General features: G+C 70.3%; 17 protein-coding genes. 7 read left to right on the forward strand and 10 right to left on the reverse strand.

What is annotated here, in order from left to right; genetic code table 11:
• Positions 1-71: 71 nt before the first annotated feature.
• Positions 72-563, reverse strand: coding sequence for a redox-sensitive transcriptional activator SoxR (gene soxR, locus HKD39_RS01720; RefSeq protein WP_171198091.1), 492 nt, complete (start codon positions 561-563; stop codon positions 72-74).
• Positions 564-669: 106 nt separating this feature from the next.
• On the opposite strand from soxR, the gene HKD39_RS01725 reads away from it, so the two are divergent.
• Complete coding sequence (locus HKD39_RS01725) at positions 670-1,701, forward strand: PHP domain-containing protein (RefSeq protein ID WP_171198092.1); 1,032 nt, start codon at positions 670-672, stop codon at positions 1,699-1,701.
• Between the two features lie 9 nt (positions 1,702-1,710).
• Here HKD39_RS01725 and HKD39_RS01730 read toward each other — a convergent pair whose 3' ends face one another.
• Positions 1,711-2,133: a hypothetical protein gene (locus tag HKD39_RS01730; RefSeq protein ID WP_212753774.1), complete on the reverse strand. Its 423-nt coding sequence runs from the start codon at positions 2,131-2,133 to the stop codon at positions 1,711-1,713.
• Positions 2,134-2,196: 63 nt separating this feature from the next.
• On the opposite strand from HKD39_RS01730, the gene HKD39_RS01735 reads away from it, so the two are divergent.
• From HKD39_RS01735 to HKD39_RS01750, 4 genes are all read left to right on the forward strand, one after another.
• Positions 2,197-2,979, forward strand: coding sequence for a glycerophosphodiester phosphodiesterase family protein (locus HKD39_RS01735; RefSeq protein WP_171198093.1), 783 nt, complete (start codon positions 2,197-2,199; stop codon positions 2,977-2,979).
• A 202-nt stretch (positions 2,980-3,181) separates the two neighbouring features.
• Entirely contained in the window at positions 3,182-3,991 is an 810-nt protein-coding gene (locus HKD39_RS01740; protein WP_343074519.1) for a thymidine kinase, read from the forward strand.
• Between the two features lie 262 nt (positions 3,992-4,253).
• Positions 4,254-5,561, forward strand: coding sequence for a phosphodiester glycosidase family protein (locus HKD39_RS01745; RefSeq protein WP_171198094.1), 1,308 nt, complete (start codon positions 4,254-4,256; stop codon positions 5,559-5,561).
• A 371-nt stretch (positions 5,562-5,932) separates the two neighbouring features.
• A complete protein-coding gene (locus HKD39_RS01750; protein WP_171198095.1) occupies positions 5,933-6,277 on the forward strand; it encodes an RNA polymerase-binding protein RbpA in 345 nt (114 codons plus the stop codon).
• A 122-nt stretch (positions 6,278-6,399) separates the two neighbouring features.
• Here HKD39_RS01750 and HKD39_RS01755 read toward each other — a convergent pair whose 3' ends face one another.
• Positions 6,400-7,194: a polyprenol monophosphomannose synthase gene (locus tag HKD39_RS01755; protein ID WP_343074520.1), complete on the reverse strand. Its 795-nt coding sequence runs from the start codon at positions 7,192-7,194 to the stop codon at positions 6,400-6,402.
• The gene (gene lnt / locus HKD39_RS19150; protein ID WP_246231770.1) at positions 7,191-9,041 is read right to left on the reverse strand and encodes an apolipoprotein N-acyltransferase; all 1,851 of its coding nucleotides are present in this window, start codon (positions 9,039-9,041) and stop codon (positions 7,191-7,193) included. The genes HKD39_RS01755 and lnt overlap by 4 nt, the downstream gene beginning before the upstream one ends.
• A gap of 209 nt (positions 9,042-9,250) precedes the next feature.
• Between lnt and HKD39_RS01760 the strand changes: the two genes are divergently transcribed.
• Positions 9,251-10,117, forward strand: coding sequence for a fused MFS/spermidine synthase (locus tag HKD39_RS01760; protein WP_171198097.1), 867 nt, complete (start codon positions 9,251-9,253; stop codon positions 10,115-10,117).
• Here the strand turns inward: HKD39_RS01760 and HKD39_RS20220 are convergent.
• From HKD39_RS20220 to HKD39_RS01775, 3 genes are read right to left on the reverse strand one after another with little or no spacing between them, the layout of a single operon-like run.
• On the reverse strand, positions 10,105-12,468 hold the full coding sequence (locus HKD39_RS20220) for a prolyl oligopeptidase family serine peptidase (protein WP_171198098.1): 2,364 nt from the start codon (positions 12,466-12,468) through the stop codon (positions 10,105-10,107). The genes HKD39_RS01760 and HKD39_RS20220 overlap by 13 nt on opposite strands.
• The gene (locus HKD39_RS01770; RefSeq protein WP_171198099.1) at positions 12,465-12,947 is read right to left on the reverse strand and encodes a winged helix-turn-helix transcriptional regulator; all 483 of its coding nucleotides are present in this window, start codon (positions 12,945-12,947) and stop codon (positions 12,465-12,467) included. The genes HKD39_RS20220 and HKD39_RS01770 overlap by 4 nt, the downstream gene beginning before the upstream one ends.
• Before the next feature lie 53 nt (positions 12,948-13,000).
• Positions 13,001-14,230, reverse strand: coding sequence for a M24 family metallopeptidase (locus HKD39_RS01775; protein ID WP_171198100.1), 1,230 nt, complete (start codon positions 14,228-14,230; stop codon positions 13,001-13,003).
• 50 nt (positions 14,231-14,280) lie between these two features.
• Between HKD39_RS01775 and HKD39_RS01780 the strand changes: the two genes are divergently transcribed.
• Positions 14,281-15,210: a 5'-3' exonuclease gene (locus HKD39_RS01780; protein ID WP_171198101.1), complete on the forward strand. Its 930-nt coding sequence runs from the start codon at positions 14,281-14,283 to the stop codon at positions 15,208-15,210.
• Positions 15,211-15,237: 27 nt separating this feature from the next.
• On the opposite strand, the gene HKD39_RS01785 is transcribed toward HKD39_RS01780, so the two are convergent.
• The 3 genes from HKD39_RS01785 to HKD39_RS01795 all read right to left on the reverse strand — a co-directional run bounded on the left by HKD39_RS01785 (position 15,238) and on the right by HKD39_RS01795 (position 19,849).
• Positions 15,238-15,936: a nitroreductase family protein gene (locus HKD39_RS01785; RefSeq protein WP_212753775.1), complete on the reverse strand. Its 699-nt coding sequence runs from the start codon at positions 15,934-15,936 to the stop codon at positions 15,238-15,240.
• Between the two features lie 9 nt (positions 15,937-15,945).
• Positions 15,946-16,680 (reverse strand): DUF4333 domain-containing protein, encoded by a 735-nt coding sequence (locus HKD39_RS19905; protein ID WP_212753776.1) that lies wholly within the window; start codon positions 16,678-16,680, stop codon positions 15,946-15,948.
• Between the two features lie 283 nt (positions 16,681-16,963).
• Positions 16,964-19,849: a DEAD/DEAH box helicase gene (locus HKD39_RS01795; protein ID WP_171198102.1), complete on the reverse strand. Its 2,886-nt coding sequence runs from the start codon at positions 19,847-19,849 to the stop codon at positions 16,964-16,966.
• Positions 19,850-19,890: the final 41 nt, after the last annotated feature.

Consider the following 19,890-nt stretch of genomic DNA (forward strand, 5'->3'; position numbering starts at 1 on the left):
GACCGACCCGGGAATCTGTTGCCCGCGGATGGTGCCGTGGCGACCACCAGAATCGGGCGGTCGCCATCGGGTCAGTCGGCCTCGACGGCCGACTCGGCGTGAATGTCCCGCCGCAGCGGTTCGGGCCACAGCCGGGCACCCGGATGGGACCCGTCGGCGCCGAGCACATCGTCGGGGTTGTTCAACGTGCACGACCGCAGGGACAGACACCCGCAGCCGATGCAACTCGCCAGCCGGTCGCGCAGCGCCTCGATCGCGGCGATCTGATCGTTCAGCCGTCGCTGCCAATCGCGGGAGATCCGCACCCAGTCCCCCGCCGTCGGTGCCCGCCCCGACGGCAACCGCGCCAACTCCTGGGCGATCTCGTCGAGAGACAGCCCGACATTGCGTGCCGCGCGGATGAACGCCAACCGGCGCAACACATCCCGTCGATAGCGGCGCTGACCTCCCGACGTGCGGCCGGCATCGATCAGTCCCTCCGCCTCGTAATACCGCAGTGCCGACGGCGCGAACCCGCTGCGGCGTGCCACCTCGCCCACCGTCAGCGGAGCTGCCTTGTCCATGCCGGCCACCGTAGCAAACCTCAAGCTGAGTTGAACTCACCGCGGACAGCGGCGGCGGCACCGGCATCGTGACCCGCCGTCCGAGCGGAGCCTTAGGCTGACCGTCATGGATCCGATCGAAGCGCTGCTGCGGGTGTCGTACCTGTCGGATCGGGGACGGCTCGACAAACGCAAGTCCGAGGCGTTTCTGAAGGCGGCGAAGGTCCTGCAGGCGCTGCCCCCCGACGAGCTGTCGCAGCGGATCGACAACGGCACCATCACCTTTCTGCCAGGCATCGGCCCGAGTACCGCCGCGGTGATTCAGCAGGCGGCCGCCGGCAAGACGCCTGACCGGATCGTCGCTCTGGAGGCCGAGACCCAGGTGCCGCTCGGCGACGGCGCGGACCTGCGCGCCCGGCTGCAGGGTGACTGTCACAGTCACACCGAGGCCAGCGACGGCAGCGCAGACCTCGCCACCATGGCCGCCGCCGCCAAGGCCATCGGGCACCACTACCTGGTGATCACCGACCACTCCCCCCGGTTGACCGTCGCCAACGGGCTGTCCAGGGATCGGCTGGAAGCGCAGCTCGACCAGATCGCCGAGCTGAACGAATCCTTTGCCGGGCAAGACTTTCAGATCCTCACCGGCATCGAGGTGGACATTCTGCTCGATGGGTCGTTGGACCAGGACGACGATCTGCTCGACCGGCTCGACGTGGTGGTCGCCTCGGTCCACTCCAAACTGACCATGGAGCGGGCGGCGATGACAAGGCGGATGATCGCCGCCGTGAAGAACCCGCGGGTGGACATCCTCGGGCACTGCACCGGACGCAAGGTGCAGGACACCGCCTTCGGCCCGCGGGAGCTGCGCAAGCAGTCCACCTTCGACGCCGAAGCCGTCTTCGCCGCCTGCGCCGACGCCGGCACCGCCGTCGAGATCAACTCGCGTCCGGAGCGGCAGGACCCGCCCGACGATCTGCTGCAGCTGGCCGTCGAGGCCGGCTGCGAGTTCTCCATCGACACCGACTCGCACGCCCCCGGCCAGCTCGAGTTCGTCAACTACGGCGCCGACAAAGCGGCCCGGCACGGGATATCCGCCGACCGGATCATCACCACCCGTGGTGCCGACGGACTCCGCGCCTGGACCCGCGGCGAATAGGCCGGCCGCTCAGTCCCTGAGCACCTCCGCGTCGCGCGCGGTGGCCAGCAGTTGGTCGACCAACGCGCCCAGTTCGCCGCCGGTCGCGCCGTCGGCCACCGCGGTGGCGACGTCTTCGGCAGCACAGCGCACCTGAAACAGCTTGTCCGCCAAAAGTTGTCGCTCGCCCGCAGTGAACAGCACGGCATCCTCCGGCAACCCGGCCGATGCCATGGTTGTGCGGTTCTCGTAAGCCCGCTGCCGACACGACTGCCGGCAGTACTGTCGCCGCCGACCCATGGTCGGCTGTTCGCCGAGCTCGCGTCCGCACCACAGGCACGTCGCCTCCGCGCGCCGCCGACGTCGGGCATCGGCCACCGGATCGGACGGCAGCGCGGCAGTGGAGCGCCTGCCGTCGGCGGGCCGGCGGGAGCCGGGAGTCGCTGGTGCCATCCGTCCACGGTATGCGCAGTGCTCGCCGCGCCGTGCCACCCTGCGCCGTGGAACACTGCGACCGTGACCCGTTACCTGGACGGCCCCCGCCCGCGGGTCTTCGCCCATCGCGGCTGGCACAGCGGCGCCCTCAGCGGCCTGGAGAACTCCATGGCGGCGTTCGGCGCGGCGGTCGATGCCGGCATCCGGTATCTGGAGACCGACGTGCACGCCACCGCCGACGGCAAGCTCATCGCCTTTCACGATCAACGGTTGGACCGGGTCACCGATGCCACCGGCGTGGTCAGTGAGCTGACCTGGCCGCAGCTGCAGCGGGCCAGAATCGGTGGCCGCGAGCCGATCCCGCTGTTCGACGAGGTGCTCGAGCTGGTGCTCGGCACCGACGCGGTGATGCTCAACGTCGACCCGAAAACCGACAAGGCCATGCCGCTGCTCGCCGAGTCGATCCGCCGGCACGGCGCCCAGGACCGGTTGTGCGTCGGCTCGTTCTCCGGACGGCGGCTGCGGAGGTTCCGTGACGAGTTCGGCGCAGCGGTGGCCACCTCGCTCGGTCCCTCCGAGGTCACCCGGCTGCTGCGCGGTGCGACGCTGCGGCCCGGGCGCCGGGTGCGGCTGCCCACCGGCGTGGTGGCGGCCCAGGTGCCGGTGCGGGCCGGACGCGTGCCGGTGGTCACCCGCAGGATGATCGACACCGCGCACGCCAGCGGCATCGAGGTGCATGTCTGGACCATCAACGAGGCACCGGAGATGCACCGGCTGCTGGACCTGGGGGTCGACGGCGTGATGACCGACCGCCCCGAGCTGCTGCGGGCGGTGCTCGCTGAGCGCGGCGGGACGCCGAGCTGACACAGGCGCGGCGCCACGCCTGCTTCATCCGGCGTCAACCAGCGGCGGTTCAGCGTTCGTTCAGTGTCCGTTGAGCGTCCGCTCAGCAACCGCGCGAGGCTCGGCACCCGCGCGAGGCTCGACACCCGCGGACGCTCGGCACCGCAGGGAACCCGGGACCCTGGGCGTCAACCCGACCGGCGCGACCCCGTAAGGTGCCGTGGTGCCCGATCCGCTGCTGCCGCCCGAACCGGACTCCGCGCTGTCGGCGGTACCGGCGGCAGGTTCCCGGCGCGGCCTGCCCCCCGCCGGGGTGCTGAAGTTCTTCTACGGGCCAATGGACTGCGGCAAGTCGACACTGGCATTGCAGTTGGACTACAACCATTCTCGGCAGGGACGGCGCGGGCTGCTGCTCACCAAACTGGACCGGTCGCGACGCGGCCAGATCACCTCACGGATGGGCCTGTCGAAGCCGGCGATCGAGGTGGACGGCGATCTGGATCTGCGCCGGCTGGTGCGGGATTGCTGGGCCAAGGGCCGGCGTGTCGACTACGTGATCGCCGACGAGGTGCAGTTCTTCTCGACCGAGCAGATCGATCAGTTGGCGCAGCTGGCCGACGAGGCACAGTTGGATGTGTATGCGTTCGGCATCGCCACCGACTTCCGCTCACGACTGTTTCCCGGCTCGCAGCGGCTGTTCGAGCTGGCCGACGAGATCCTTCCGGTGCAGGTGGAGGTGCTGTGTTGGTGCGGCCGGCCCGGGCGCTTCAACGCCAGGGTGGTCAACGGCGCGATCGTCCGGCACGGCGCCACCGTCGTCGTTGCCGACACCGCGGAGACCGACGCCGGCACCGACGCAGATGCCGCCGATGCCAGTGGCGCCAATACTCCTGGCAGCAACGGCATTTCCGGCACGGACGCCGCGGCACCAGCGGAGGAACACGTCCGCTACCAGGTGCTGTGCCGGATCCACCACCGCAGCGGCGATCTCGGACCCAACGCCGACACCGACCCGGCGCTCCCGCTGGGCTGACCTTGCTCGGCTGACCTTGCTCGACTGACCTTGCTCGACTGACCTTGCTCGACTGACCTTGCTCGACTGACGGCGGGTGCCTGACACAGCGTTTCATCTCACGTCACCCGACGTTCAACGCGCGTTCGACCGGCACCGCACCGGGCCGCTCTAGCGTCCCTAGGGTCCGTTCGACAGCAGACGGGCACGCCAAGGGGCGTCCGTGCTCCCGGCGCTGCCGTCGCCAACCTCAGGAGCATCCTTGATCCGCATTCGTCCTGCCATGCTCGTGTCCTTGACCGTCGCGGCGACCGCCACCATCGGAGCCGGTGGCGCGCTCGCCGCACCCGCCGAAGCCCCCAGCGCCGCGCCCGCAGCCACCGACTTCACCTGGCGCACAACGACTACCAGCACCCTGGCGCCCGGGGTGTCGGTCGCCGAGCTGGCCATCACCACCGCCGCCGGACCGAGCCAGGGATATCTCACCACCGTCGACCTCACCGCGGCCGGTGTCAGCACCGACCTGCTCACCGCACCGTCCGTCGGGCAGCGTCAGCCGATCGACACCATCGCCGACCGGGCCGGGGCACTGGCCGCCGTCAACGCCGACTACTTCGACATCTCCGAGGAGGCCAGCCACGCCGGCATCAGCCCGACCAATTCCGCCGTCGGCGCGGAGATCAGGGACGGCGTACTGCGCAAGTCGGCGGTGCCGATGGCCCAGCGCTTCGGCGAGGGCCCGTCCAAACCCGTCAACGACGGCACCCAGGTGATCGGGGTGGACCGCAGCGGGCGGGCCAGCGTCGGCAGCGTCCGGTTCACCGGGACCCTGCACAGCAGCGGCTTCCTGCGCGGCGCGAACCCGGCGGCCGTGGTCTCCGCCGGCGATCGCCGCGGCGCGGCGGTGGTGCCGCTGAACGGGTTGAACCAGTACGGCTTTGCCCGCAACCAGATCGGTGTATTCACCACGGAGTGGGGCGCGGTGTCCAGGGCAAGGGCCGCCTGCGGTTCCGAGGTGGCCCGGCGCGATCCGTGCGCCGGCAACGTCGCCGAGGTGATCGTCCGCAACAAGCGAGTGGTCTCGGTGTCGTCGAGCATCGGGGCCGGGCAGCTCCCTGACGGAACCGTCGCCGTTGTCGGCCGGGAGCAGGGCGCCGATCTGCTGCGCAAGCTCCGTCCCGGTGACGTGCTGCAGGCGAGCTGGCGGGCGGACACCTCCGCCCCGTACAGCTGGGCGGTGGGCGCCGCCGTCACCGGTGTGGACGGCGCCACCCTTCCCGGGCTGAACACGTCGCCGGCTCCGCGGACCGCGGCGGGCGTCTCCGCCGACGGCCGCACCCTGCTGCTTCTGGTGGTGGACGGCCGCCGCGCGGACAGCGTCGGCGTCTCCACCCTGCAGACCGCCGAACTGTTGCTGCAGGCCGGCGCCGACGACACGGTCACGCTCGACGGCGGCGGCTCCAGCGCACTCGTCGCGCGCACTCCCGACGAGCCGGCGGTGCGGGCGGTCAACCAGCCGAGCGACGGCACCATCCGTCCGGTGCCGAACGGTATCGGCGTGTTCTGGACGCAGCAGGCGGCACAACGCTAGCTGGTCGCCGCCCCCTGCTCGCCGAGCGCCCAGCTCCCGCAAGGGGGCTGGGCGCTACGCGCATGCCTGCCACGATTTGACCCGACCGTAGAATGGAGTGGTGACGGTTGCGCCCACAACGGCCAACCCCCAGCGGGTCGCCGCCGGTGCGCGGTAACCCACTCAGCATGCCGCGATCGACAGCGGCCTCCTCCATCGGAACATCGCTGCCGCTGCGCGCGTTGAATCTGGTCGAGGGTGCAGCTGGGCGAGTCGCTGCTCGGCACCGGCGGGCACCCCACCACCGGCAAGCACCGCATCATTAGCAGGCACTGCATCACCAGCAGGTACCGCACCACCAGAAGGACCAGCGTCAGGAAGGACGTCACGACATGGCCGACCGCGTACTCCGCGGATCCCGGCTCGGAGCCACCAGCTACGAGGCCGACCGCAATCATGATCTTGCCCCGCGCCGCACCGCCACCTACGCGTGCCCACGGGATCACGAGTTCACCGTTCCGCTGGCCGACGACGCCGAGGTTCCCGGCACCTGGGACTGCCGCATGCACGGCCTGGAGTCGACCCTGGTGGACGGTTCGGTCCCGGACGCCAAGGCGATCAAGCCGCCGCGTACCCACTGGGACATGCTGCTGGAGCGGCGATCCGTCGAAGAACTCGAGGAGATCCTCAACGAGAAGCTGGACGAGCTGAAGGCTCGCCGCACCCTGCAGTCCTGACCTGGGCCACCGCCCGGCAGGTTACGGTCGGGCGCACGCACCAACACCCACGCCACTTGCGATGTCGCACCGCAAGCAGCGCGGGTGTTTGCTGTTGTGACCGAGCCCCGGTGGTTGCTGGGTCAGCGATCGGAGCGCCGCCGCAGCAGGCCGACGGCGCGTTTGCCGAGGTTCCCGAGCTGACGCAGCCGGCGGCGCACTCCCCAGATACCGATCTTGGTGAACGACTCGGAGATCACCCCGCCGCTCATCTTCGACTCGCCGACCTCGCGCTCGGTGAAGGTGATCGGCACCTCTGTCACGCCGAACCCACTGTCGATGGTGCGCATGGTCAGGTCGACCTGGAAGCAGTAGCCGTGCGACTCGATGGTGTCCAGGTCGAGCTCGCGCAACACCTCGGCGCTGTAGGCCCGGTAACCGGCGGTGGCGTCGCGTACCGGCAACCCCAACGCCATCCGCACGTAGAGGTTCGCGGCCTTGCTCAGCAGCTCGCGCTGCCACGGCCAGTTCACCAGCCCACCGCCCGGCACGTACCGGGAGCCGATCACCAGATCGGCGTACCGCCCGGCCCCGAGCAGCCGGGGCAGCTGTTCGGGTGCGTGCGAGCCGTCAGCGTCCATCTCCACCAGCACGTCGTACCCGTGGTTCAGACCCCAGCGGAACCCGGCGATGTAGGCCCGGCCGAGACCCTCCTTGCCGGCCCGGTGCAGCACCTTGACCGCGTCGTCGGCGCCGGCGAGTTTGTCGGCGATCTCGCCGGTGCCATCCGGTGAGCTGTCGTCGACCACCAGCAGATCGGCGTCCGGCACCGCCGCCCTGAGCCGCTCAACGATGCGCGGCAGGTTCTCGGCCTCGTTGTAGGTCGGGATCACCACCAGCACCGAATCGGACGGGGCGGCGGACGGCGACGAACTCACGGGTCGGAAACCTCCTGTGGCGTACCGGGATTCAGGTTCTTGCCCGGCACCTGTGCTGGCGTTTGCTGGGCCGGTGCTGCCGGTGCGGAGCGCTTCCGCAGCCGGCCGACCAGCCACAGCACCAGCAGCGCCAGCGGCGCCGCCGCGGTGAGCAGCCATTCCGCCGGACCCCCGAGCACCGTACCCGGTGTTGTCTTGTTGATCAGCGGGACGCTCGGGGTCAGGTAGCCGGGAGTGAAAAGCCCGATCCGGCCCGACACCGAGCCGTCGGTGTTGATCACCGCGGACACCCCGCTGGTCGCCGAGATCAGCACGGTCCGGCCGTACTGCACTGCCCTGACCCGGCTCATCGCCTGCTGTTGGTAGGTCTCGTTGGTGTAGCCGAAGGTGGCATTGTTGGTCTGCACCACCAGATACTGGGCGCCGCCGTTCACCACGTCGCGGGTCAGCGAGTCTTCGACGATCTCGAAACAGATCAGGTCGCCGAAGGCGATCCCGTCGACGGTGAAGTTCCCCGGCCGGGTGCCAGCGACAAACTCCGACCTGACCAGATCGACCTTGTCGGAGAACAGCCGGAAGAAAGATCGATACGGCATGTATTCGGCGAACGGCACCGGATGCCGTTTGGTGTACGTCTCCCCCGGCCCGGCATTCGAGCGGCTGCTCGGGTACCAGACGATCCCCATGTTGTAGGTCCGGTTCGGCTGCCCAGTGCCCACCACAGCGCCGATCAGAATCGGCACGCCGATGGCGTCGGCCGCCCCGCTGATCACCGCGGCCGCGTCCGGGTTGGTGTACGGATCGATGTCCGACGAGTTCTCCGGCCACATCACCAGGGCCGGCCGCGGCGCCCGGCCGGCTCTGACGTCGGCTGCCAACTGCAGGGTTTGGTTGACGTGGTTGTTGAGCACCGCCCGCCGGCGATCGTTGAATTCCAGCCCGGGCTTGGGAACGTTTCCCTGGATGACGGCGATGGTGCGCTGCGGATAGGTCTGCGCCTCGTCCGGGCTGATCATGCTCAACCGAGCGAGCAGACCGACGGCGAAGGTACCGGCCAGCAACAGCACCGACAGCACCAGCGCGGTCGGGCGGACCGCGGCGCGCCTATCGTGCGCGTCCCCGGCGGTGCTAGCGGAACTGTGCGGATTGGCGGCACGGTGGGGCCCGCCGGCACCGACCGACGCGGCCGGCGATGACCGGCGGTTGATCAGCCGCGCCAGCGTCACCGCCAGTTGGGTGAGCGCGAACCCGGCCAGCGCGGTGAGGAAGACCAGCCCGGCCGACCCGATCAGCGACGCGGCGGGCAGCAGCGGTCCGGTTGCCTGCGAGAACGCCAGCGACCCCCAGGGAAAACCGCCGAACGGAAAGCGCGCCTGCAGCGCCTCACCCGCCACCCAGGCGGCGGCGGCGAACACCGGCCAGACCGGGAGCCGCCGCATGCACCAGCAGATCAGCACCGCCGCCAGACCGGTGAGTAGCGCCTCGGCCAGCGCCAGCGCCAGCCATGGCAGGTTCCCGACGTACACGTTGGTCCAGCTCAGTAGCGGCAGGTAGAACGAGGCCGCCCACACCGCACCGAGCCAGTAGCCGGAACGCCCGCGCACACCGTGCACGGCAAGGCCGAGCAGTGCGATGCCGGCAATCGCCGTCCACCACTGTTCCGACGGGGCGTAGGCGGCGTAGGTCGCCAGTCCGCCGGCGACGGCGGCCAGCAGCCGCAGCCAACCGCGGCGCAGGAATCCGGTTCTGGCCCTTGCCCACCGGCCGGGCTGCGGCTGGTCCGATTCCGACGGCGGAGCGTCCGGCGACGCCGACCCGGTCGCGGGGACGGCTGATTGTGTGCTCATCAATGGACGAATTTACGTTGCGTGTGTGTGAGCCAGCGTCGCCACTGTTCGGGGAGTTGCCCGCTGACCCAGACGGGAGGCATGGCCGAGGCGGATCCCGGCCAGCTTCCCAGGTCGCATGCGCATCTGGTCGCCTGCGGCAGCCGGACCTGCACCGCAGGTACGCCCCGGACGTCCCGGTACCGTCCCTGATGGCCGAGAATGGTCGCGTGCCAGATGAAACGGTGCCGGACGGCTGGAACTCACCCGAAGGGTCGGATTCGACGTTGCCTGCAGGTTCCGAGATTCTGTACTCCGGCCGCACCGATTATGCCGAGGCCAGGATCGAACGCGACCCGGCCTGCTCGTCCGGTCGGCTGCTGTTTCTCGACGGTGTGGCGGCCTCGTACATCGATCTGGACGACGCCGACCACCTCGAGTTCTTGTACATCCAGCGGTTCGCCGCGATGCTCGGCGTGCTCTGGCCGGAGCCGCAGCCGCTGCGGGTGACGCATGTCGGCGGCGCCGCCGCCAGTTTGGCCAGATACCTGGGCGAGTCCCGGCCGCACTCGTCACAGCTGGTCTACGAGTACGACGGCGCGCTGGTCGAGCTGGCCAGGCGGGAGTTGGGACTGCTCACCTTTCCCGGCCTCAAAGTGAAGACCGGCGATGCCAGGGCGCGCATGGACCGCCGCTCCCCCGGCTCCGCCGATGTGGTGATCGGCGATGCCTTCGTCGGGCGAAAGGTGCCGGAAGCGTTGCGTGGCACCGACTACCTCAGCCAGGTGGCGAACGTGCTCGCCGACGGCGGTGTCTATCTGCTGAACACCATCGAAGGTCCTGACCTGTTCGGCGCGCGCCGGCACGCGGCCACCCTGCAACGCCAGTTCCGCACGGTGTTCTGCACCACCGACCCCGACGTGCTGGCCGGACGCAACAGCGGCAACGTGCTGTTTCTGGCGACTGACAGGGAGAAGTTCACCTTCCCGCTCGGCGCGCTGGTGCGGGTGTGCACCACCGGCAGCTACCCGGACCAGGTGATCCGGCCGGACGAGATCGCCGACTTCATCGGCGACGCCCAGCCCTACCCCGGTTGATCCGATGATTCCGGGTTCAGCCCGGTGTGCGCAGCGGCGAAGGCCAGCTGGTCGGCGTACTCGGCGGCCAGAGCCTGCATGGACTTGCCGGCACCGTGCCCGGCCTTGGTGTCGATGCGCAACAGCACCGGAGCATCGCCGCCCTGGCTGTACTGCAGCTGGGCGCCGAACTTGAGCGAGTGCGCCGGCACCACCCTGTCGTCGTGGTCGCCGGTGGTGATCAGGGTGGCGGGATACGACGCCCCTTCCACCGTGTTGTGCAGCGGTGAGTAGGCCCGCAACGCCGGAAACTGTTGCGGGTCATCGGGATTGCCGTACTCGGTGGTCCAGGCCCGTCCGATGGTGAACAGGTGGAAGCGCAGCATGTCCAACACCCCGACGGTGGGCAGCGCGGCCGCCCACAGGTCCGGTCGCTGCACCAACGCGGCGCCGGCCAGCAGACCGCCGTTGGAACGGCCGTGCACCGCCAACTGCGCAGCGGTGGTGGTGCCGTCGGCGATCAGCGCCTCGGCGCAGCCGTACAGATCGTCGAACACCCGCTGCTTGTGCTCCAGCATCCCCGCCTCGTGCCAGGACTGGCCGAACTCGCCGCCGCCGCGCAGGTTGGCAACCACCAGCACGCCGCCGGCGCGCACCCAGGCGTCGAACATGGCGCGATACTCGGGGACCACGGCGATGTCGAAACCGCCGTAGCCGTACAGCAGAGTCGGGCGCGGGCCGTCCGGCAGTCCGGACCGCCGCACGACCGTCATCGGCACCGGCGTGCCGTCCGCCGAGACGCCGGTGCGGCGCTCGATGACCACGTCGACGGCCGGCACCGAACCGGACCGCACCGAGCCGCCCTGCGCGGTGGTTCCGCGCGCTTGGCCCTCTCGCCCTGAATCGTTGTCCGGCAACGGTTCCGGCTTCTCCGGCGCGTCGGCGGCGACCCGGTAGCAGCTACCAGGGTCGGTGAACGAGCTCCACTCCAGGAATACCTCGTCCGACGACAGCCGGCTGTGCAGTCCACTCAGCGACGAGAAGTTTGGTGCCGGAATCGGTTGCGGCGCCTGGCCGCCGCCGTCCAGCGCGCCGGTGCTGTCCACCCCGGCTGTGCCGTCCGACCCGGCTGTGCCATCCACCCGGGCTGCGCCGTCCGACCCGGCGGCGGAGTCGAGCCGCGGGACCAGATCGATGCGGTGCGCGGTGTCGTGCGAGTACACCGCGAGCCAGCCGGCCGCACATGCCGCGACCTCGGTGAGTACGTCCTCGGGGTGCTCACCGATCACCTCGACCAGCTGCGGTCCGGCGGCGCCGTCAGTGCCGTCAGTGTGGGCGGCGGTGCCGTCGGTGTTCGAGTCGCTGTCGGCCAGGTTCAACCGCACCAACCGACCTCGCTCGGCGCCGGCCTTGGTGGTCAGAAACAGTTGCTCGCCGACGATCTCGACCGGCCAGTAGGTGTCAGTGAGCTCGCCGATCACGGTGCGAACCGCACCGAAGGGAGCTGCCGGATCGTCCGAGACCGGCACGATCTGCACCAGGGTGCGGGAGTCGGTGCCCGGACCGGCGGTGAGCATCAGGTAGCGGCCGTCGTCGGAGAACTGCGGCTGCACCAACCACTCCGGTCCGTCGGCCCGGGCCGCGGCCGTTTCCGGCAAATCCTTTGCGGCGGACCAGATCGAGATGTCCTGATCCTGATCGGTGCCCAGCCGATGCAGGGTCAGCGCTCCTGGCGGCATCTCCACCACGAACTCGCCGTGGCCGTCGGTCTGCGGCTCGGGATAGCGCCAGTACACCAACCCGCTGGAATCCGGCAGCCAAGTCGGCCCCACCCACTTGGTCCACTGCAATTCCACGTCGACACGGGCGCCGTTGTCGGCGTCCAACACCACGATGCGCCGCCAGTCCGAGCCGGATTCCGACAACGCCACCGCCGCGAACCTGCCGTCCGGGCTGATCCCGACGTCGGCGATCGACACCGAGCCGTCGTCCGCCAACTCGTTGGGATCGAGCAGTACCCGCGGGGTGGAGATCAGCTCGGGCAGGGTGTTCCCGGCGAGCAGACGATGTTGGTTGGCGCCGGCCGGCTTCTGTAACCGGAAGTAGCGCCCACCGCGCTCCCACGGCGCCCCGGCATGTGGCCGGTCCAGCAGGTGCGTCAGCAGCCGCCGGAAGTAACCGGCGGTCGGCAGCGCATCCAGGTACGGCTGGCTGACCGCGTTCTGGGCGGTGACAAACGCGACGGTGCGGTCGGCGTCCGGATCCTCCAGGTAGCGGTACGGGTCGGCGACGCGCTCGCCGTGCAGGGTGTCCGCGGTGTCGTCGCGGGTCGCCTGCGGGTACTCCACCGTTGCCTGGTTCACCGAACTCACCGCTGTCGCTCACTTTCCTTGTTGGTCGTTGCTTCCGGTGACGGCACCGTCCGCTCCTCGAACGGCGTGGAGAGCACCACCGTGGTGCGGGTGGAAAGCCCTGCCCGAGAACGAATCTCGGCGAGCAGTGTCTCCAGGGCCGCGGGCGAGGCCACCCGCACCTTGACGATGTACGACTCGATGCCGGCAACCGAGTAGCAGGATTGAATCTGCGGCAGCGCCGACAGCCGCTGCGGGTAGTCGTCGGGCGCCGCCGGGTCGATCGGGGTCAGCGAGATGAAGGCGGTCAGCGGCAGGCCGAGCTGTTCCGGGTCGACCACCGCCGCGTAGCCGCGGATCACGCCGCGCTCCTCCAGCCGGCGAACCCGTTGGTGCACAGCAGATACCGACAGTCCGACCCGCTCGGCCAGATCGGTGTAGGAGCATCTGCCGTCCGCGGCGAGCTCCATCGCGATCCGCGCGTCGACGTCCTCAAGCACTGGTCACCTCACGCACTGGTCATCCCGGCCCGGTCGCTCCACCATCGCCGCGCTCAGGGCTTCGCACCGCCCACCGAGACCAGCTCGGTCGGGGCGTGGTTGAGCCGCTGGCCGACTCCATCTGCGTCGATCACCACGATGTCTTCGATGCGCACCCCGAACTTGCCGGGCAGGTAGATCCCCGGCTCCACCGAGAAGGCCATTCCCGGCTCAAGCTCGCGGTCGTTGCCGCGCACCAGGTACGGATGTTCGTGCACCTCAAGGCCGATGCCGTGGCCGGTGCGGGTGATGAAGTAGTCGCCGTAGCCGGCATCGACGATCACCTGCCGGCTAGCGGCGTCCACCGCTGCGCAACCGGCGCCGGCCCGCGCCGCCTGCACCCCGGCCTGCTGCGCCTGCTGCACAATTCGGTGCACCTCGGCGAACTCCTCGGTCGGCGCACCGACCACGTACGTCCTGGTGCAATCGGAGTTGTAGCCGGCCGGGCTCGGGCCGCCGATGTCGACAACGACGGGGTCGCCCTCCCGCAGCACCCGATCGGACGCCTCGTGGTGCGGGCTGGCGCCGTTCGGACCGGACGCCACGATCACGAAGTCGGCGGCCTGGTGGCCCTCGGCGACCAATGCGGCGGCGATGTCGGCGGCAACCTCCCGTTCGGTGCGGCCCGGCAGCAGCCACTCGCCGATGCGCCGCTGCACCCTGTCGTTGGCGGCCGCCACCGCCGTCAGCGCGGCCAGTTCGGCCGGGTCCTTGCGCATCCGCAGCTCGGCGATGGCCTCGCCGGCCAGCGCCAGCTCGGAGCCGGGCACAGCGGCCCGCAGCCCCAGCGCGTGCATCGCCGGCAGGTAGTAGTCGACGCCGAGCATCCTGGCCGACTCGGGCAGCAGCGCCGCCAGCGCGGCGTACGGGTCTTCGCCGTCCAGCCAGGTGGCGATCTCCAGGCCGAGTTGCTCGGCGCCGCTGCCGTTCCAGCCGGGCCGTTCCAAGCTCGGCACCAGCAGCTTGCCGGTGCCGTCCGGGGTCACCACCAGGCAGGTGAGCCGCTCGTGCGACGACACCGAATGCCCGACGAAGTACGCGAGGTCGGCGCCCGGCCCGATCACCACGGTGTCAAGGCCGGCGGTGGCGAGCTCGTTGCCCAGGCGCTGCAATCGGCCGGCCAGATCGGCGGTCGGGGTAGGCGCGGTCAGCGCCGGATCGGTGTTGGGGCCACCCCCGGCCGGTGCGCCCGTGGCGGCCGAATCGGTGCCGGAGGCTGGACGTGAGGTGCTCGGTGCTGCCATGCCGAAGACTGTATCCGTCGGTGGTCTGCCTGGGCCGGTAGCCTCCGTGCATGCTCCAGCTGCTGGATTTCGCCGGCATCTACTTCCGTGCCTTCCACGCCGTACCCGGTTCGACGGTCGGTCCGCACGGCCGGCCGACCAACGCGGTGCGCGGCGCCCTCGACATCACCGCGCGGGTCGTCGCCGACACTCGTCCCAGCAGGTTGGTGGCGTGTCTCGACCTGGACTGGCGGCCGGCCTGGCGGGTCGAGTTGTTGCCGAGCTACAAGGCGCATCGGGTGGAACGGCTCGGTGCCGGGGACGCACCGGACGTCGAGCAGATGCCGGACGAGCTGACCCCGCAGATTCCGGTGCTGCTCGACGTGATCGCGGCTATCGGCATCGCCAGCGCCGGTGCCGAGCAGTGCGAGGCGGACGACGTGATCGCCACCTTGGCCAGCAACGAGCGGGTCGACCCGGTGGAGGTCGTCACCGGCGACCGCGACCTGATGCAGCTGGCCGACGACACCCCACCCGGGGTTCGGATCAGGTACATCGGCGCGGGGATGAGCAAGCAGGTGGTGCTCGACGCGGCCGGGGTGCACCGCAAGTACGGAGTTCCGGCAACCGGTTATGCCGACTATGCAACGTTGCGCGGCGACCCGTCCGACGGGCTGCCGGGCGTGCCGGGCGTCGGCGACAAGACCGCGGCGGCGCTGATCGGGTCGTACGGCAACATCGACGCCATGCTGACCGCCGCCGGCGATCCGGCATCGGCGATGGCGTCCGGTCCGCGGCGCAAGTTGCTGGCCGCCGCCGACTATCTCGCCGCCGCCCCTGCTGTTGTCGCGGTGCGACGCGACGCCGAGGTGCTGCTGTCCGGGCCGGACGCGGTGCCCGGCAAGGTCTTCGACCGGCCCCGGCTGGATGCGCTGGTCGCCGAGCACGGCCTCGCCGGTCCGGTCGAGCGGCTGCTGCGGGCGCTCGGCATCACCGGCTGACCGGGCAGCCGAACCCGACGCAAACGGTCAGCTGCCGCCGAAACCGTTGTAGTGCACCACTTCTGCCGTATCGCGACGTTTACGACTGCGGGTACTTCCGGACGGTGTCGTGGTCGCAGGGTGGCCGAGCGCGATCACCCCGACGATGTTGCGGTCGGCGGGGATCCGCAGCGCGGTCCTGACGGCATCGAGTTGTTCCACCGGCACTCCGAAGAACAGCGCGCCAAGGCCGGCGTCCTGCGCGGCCAGCAGCATGATCATCGCCGCCATGCCGGTATCGACGTCCCAATAGGGCACCGGCCAGTGCGACTCCGAGCCGTCCTGGAAGGGTTTGTCCGGCTCGGTGTAGCGCTGCAGGTAGACGTTCTTGTCCGAGCAGCAGACGATCAGCACCGGTGCCGCCATCACGCCGGCCAGCCAGTCCGTCGGTACCGGCGCATGCTCGGCCGCGTCATCGGCATCGCGCGCGTCGCCGCCCGGTTTGGTCAGGCTGGCGTCCCAGAAGCGTTGCCGGGCGGCCGGTTCGTCCAGCACCACAAAATCCCAGCCCTGGCTGAACCCGGCGCTCGGAGCCCGTAATCCGAGCTCGACGATGGTGCGCACGGTGCCCGGGTCGACGGGACGGTCGGTGTACCGCCTGATCATCCGCCGCCGGCGCACGATGTCGGCGAACCGGCCACGTTCGGCGGCGGCCGCTGAACCGGCCGCCGCCGCGGGTGTCGTCACGGTGGGCGGTTACGGTGCGGAGACCTGGTAGGTGCCGTTGTCGTCGCCGACCACATGCACCTTGACCTGCTGCTGTTGGCCGTCGATGGTGGCGGTGCAGGTGAAGTCGTTGGCCTCGTTGGCCTTCTTGCCGCTGGGGCAGGACACGTTGCTCGCGGTGATGCCCTGATCGCCGAGCACCTTCACCACGCCGTCCTGCACGGCGGCCGGGTCGAGAGTCTTGCTGCGCAGGAACCCTGGCCAGGCGAACAGCAGCACCGCGACCACCGCGATCACCACCGCGGCGCCGATCACCGAGAAGATCAGAGCCTTGTTGTTCTTCGGCTGCGGCTGGTCGTAGTTGTTGTAGCCACCCTGCTGGCCCCACTGGCCGGCGCCGTACTGCTGTTGCTGGCCCCAGCCCTGCTGGCCCTGTTGACCCCAACCCTGCTGCTGGCCGTAGTCGGGCTGGCCCTGTTGGCCCCAGTCCTGCTGACCCTGTTGGCCCTGTTGGCCCCAACCCTGTTGGCCCTGTTGGCCCCAGGCCTGCTGGCCCTGGCTGCCCTGGGCCGGCTGGTTCCACTGCTGGGTGGGCGCGGCCGGCTGACCCCAGCCCTGCTGGCCGCCCTGCTGTCCATATCCGGCTGCCGATCCCGACTCAGCTCCCTGCCCGTAGCCCTGCCATTGGCCGGCGTCGGGCTGGGACCCCTGCCCAGGGTTGTAGTTGGGGTTCGAATCTCCACCCGAACCGAACGGCGTGCTCATCCGTGCCTCCCATGTCCCGTGCGGCGGCCGCGCGGGTTCTGCGAACCGTGTGTGCTGATCCAATCATGACCGCTGGTACCCGCCCCGACGTCTGGTGACTCACGCTGCCACCACCGTCACCTTGACCGTTACGGACGGTACGCCAACAGGTCTGCAGCAGCAGGGTATCCGGTGCAACTGGGCTGCAGCGGCATGAACAGCCGAATCAACGGCGCATGTCGGGCGGCTGGTCCGGGGCTTCGCTGCGGCGTCGGCACTCGCTGACCAGCCCGCCGATGGCCGCTCACACCGCCTCGAGCGCGACGACGCCGTGCCGTACCGCGTCGATGCCGGCCCGGCAGGCATCGGCCAGGTCGGGGTGCGCGAGCGGTACCAGTTGGTCGAGCAGGTCGACCACCTGGCGGCACCACCGCACGAAGTCGCCGGCGGACAGCTCCTGCCCCGCCGCCGTCGCGGCGTCCAGCGCCTGACCCAGCGTGCCGCCCTCGGCCCACTCGCGGACCGCGGTGGCGAACCCGACGTCCGGCTCCCGGCTCACCCGCAGGTCGCGGTCGCGTTCCGCACCGGCCAGCTCAGCCCACAGCCGCATGGTTTTGCCGATGGCCCCGCCGGCCGGACCGCGCACCGGTCGGTTCGGGCCGGCCTGTTCCCGGCGTGACTCGTAGACCAGCGCGGACACCGCGGCCACCAGTTCGGCGGGCGGCAGGTTGTCCCACACCCCGGTCCGCAGGCACTCGGCGGCCAGCAGGTCGCTCTCGGACCAGATGCGCGCCAACGTTTTTCCGTCCGCGGTCAGCTTGTCGCCGTCAAGAAACCCGCGTTCGGTGAGCAGCCCGGCGATCCGGTCCAGTTGATCGGCCAGCGAATGTCTTGCCCCGTCGACCTTTCGCCGCATCTGCTCGATCTCGTCCTGCAGCCGGCGAATCCGCCTGGCCCACTGCAGGTGCCCATCCCGGTCGGCGCAGCCGTGCACGGGGTGGGCCCGTACCGCGGCGCGCAGCGCGGTGAGCTCGGCCTCGGCGGCGCTGGTGCTGCTGTCGGCCCGGCGCCGGCTCAGCGGCTGGATGCCGGCGTTGCGGATCGATGCCGCGATGTCCTTACGGACCTGCGGCGAGCGGTAGTTGACGTGCTTGGCGAGCCGGATCCGGCCCAGTGCCGGTACCGGCCCGCGGAAGTCGGCCTCGCTGAGCCGTCCGGCCCAACGAGCAGCGGTCACCACCAGGGGGCGGATGGTCGGTTCGGCGGGGTTGACGCCAGGGTCGAGTACAACGGCCAGACCCGCGCGCCGGCCGTGGGCCACCTCGACCACGTCCCCGCGCCGCAGCCGGCTGAGGTCGATGGCGGTGGCTGCCCGACGTTCGGCTGCCTCGGCCTCGGCGCCCGCCTTCTCGGCGGTGGACAGCCGGGTCAGCAGATCCAGGTATTCGAAGGTGTCGCCGCGGTCGCAGTCGGCCTTGCCGATGTCGCTGGCCATGGTGCGCTCGCTGCGCTGCACCTGGCGGGCCATCCCGACCACGGACGCGTCGGCCTGGTACTGGGCAAAAGACTGCTGCAGCAACTCCTTTGCCGCCTGACGACCAAGGTGTTCGGTGAGGTTGACCGCCATGTTGTAGGTCGGCGCGAACGACGACCGCAGCGGGTAGGTCCGCTTGGAGGCCAGCCCGCCGACCTGCCGCGGGTCGACGCCGGGCGACCACAACACCACGGCGTGACCCTCGATGTCGATGCCGCGCCGGCCGGCGCGCCCGGTGAGCTGGGTGTACTCCCCCGGCGTCAGGTCGACGTGGCCTTCGCCGTTGTACTTGACCAGCTTCTCCAGCACCACCGTCCTGGCCGGCATGTTGATGCCGAGGGCCAGCGTCTCGGTGGCGAAGACTGCCTTCACCAGCCCCGCGACGAACAGTTCTTCTACGGTCTGTTTGAACAGCGGGAGCATGCCGGCGTGGTGGGCGGCGACGCCGCGCTCCAGCGCTTCCCGCCACTCCCAGAAACCCAGCACGCCGAGGTCGGCCTCCGGAAGCTCGGCGGCCCGCCGGTCGACGACCGCGCGAATGCGCTGCCGCTCCTCGTCGGTCACCAACCGCAGGCGCGAGCGCAGGCACTGGGCGACGGCGGCATCACAGCCGGCCCTGGAGAAGATGAACGTGATGGCCGGCAGCAGCCCGGCCGAGTCCAGCCGCTCGATCACCTCGACCCGGCTCGGCGGCCGCCACTGCGGGGTGTGGTAGCCACGGCCCCCTCTCGGGACGCCGCGGCCGCGCCCGCCGCCGCGCCGCCGGTCGTCCCGGCCGCTGGTCCAGCGGGCATCCGCCTCGGCGACGGCCCTGGTCAGGCTGGGGTCGATGCGGACGTGCGCCGCCGGCTCGCGGCGGCCGGTGCCGGCGCCGGGCTGGGAATCGGCACTGAACAGGTCGTACAGTCGCCGGCCCACCATCATCTGCTGCCACAGCGGCACCGGCCGGTGTTCGTCCACCACCACCGTGGTGTCGCCACGGACCTGTTGCAGCCAGCCGCCGAACTCCTCGGCGTTGGATACCGTCGCCGACAGCCCGGCCAGCTGCACGTCCTCCGGCAGGTGCAGGATCACCTCCTCCCACACCGGACCGCGGAACTTGTCGGCCAGGTAGTGGATCTCGTCCATCACCACGGCGGTGAGCCCGGCCAGATCCGGCGAACCGGCGTACAGCATGTTCCGCAACACCTCGGTGGTCATCACCACGACGGGGGCGTGCGAATTGATCGAGGTGTCGCCGGTCAACAGACCGACGTTCTCGGCGCCGTGGGCGGCGCACAGATCGTTGTACTTCTGGTTGGACAGCGCCTTGATCGGCGTGGTGTAGAAGCACTTCCCACCGGTGGCCAGCGCGCGATGAACGGCGAACTCCCCCACCACCGTCTTGCCGGCGCCGGTCGGCGCGCAGGCCAGCACGCTGCGGCCTTCCTCGAGGGCGCGGCAACCGTCGATCTGGAACTCGTCGAGGACGAACGGCCGGGTCACGGAGAAGTCCGCGAGCAGCGGGTGCGCGGCAACGTCCCTGGAGCGCTGGTAGCGCTCGGCCGGCGAAAGATGCTCGTCCGGGTAGGTGATCTCGCCGTCGGCGGCAACTCCTGCGGCTGCCGGTTCGCCTGCCGGAACTGACGGAGCTGACCGAACTCGGGACCGTGCCATGCCGCCAGGTTATGCGTTGGCGGCCCGGCGGGCTCCCGATG

This window comes from Nakamurella aerolata (assembly GCF_013002705.1).
Lineage (GTDB): Bacteria > Actinomycetota > Actinomycetes > Mycobacteriales > Nakamurellaceae > Nakamurella > Nakamurella aerolata.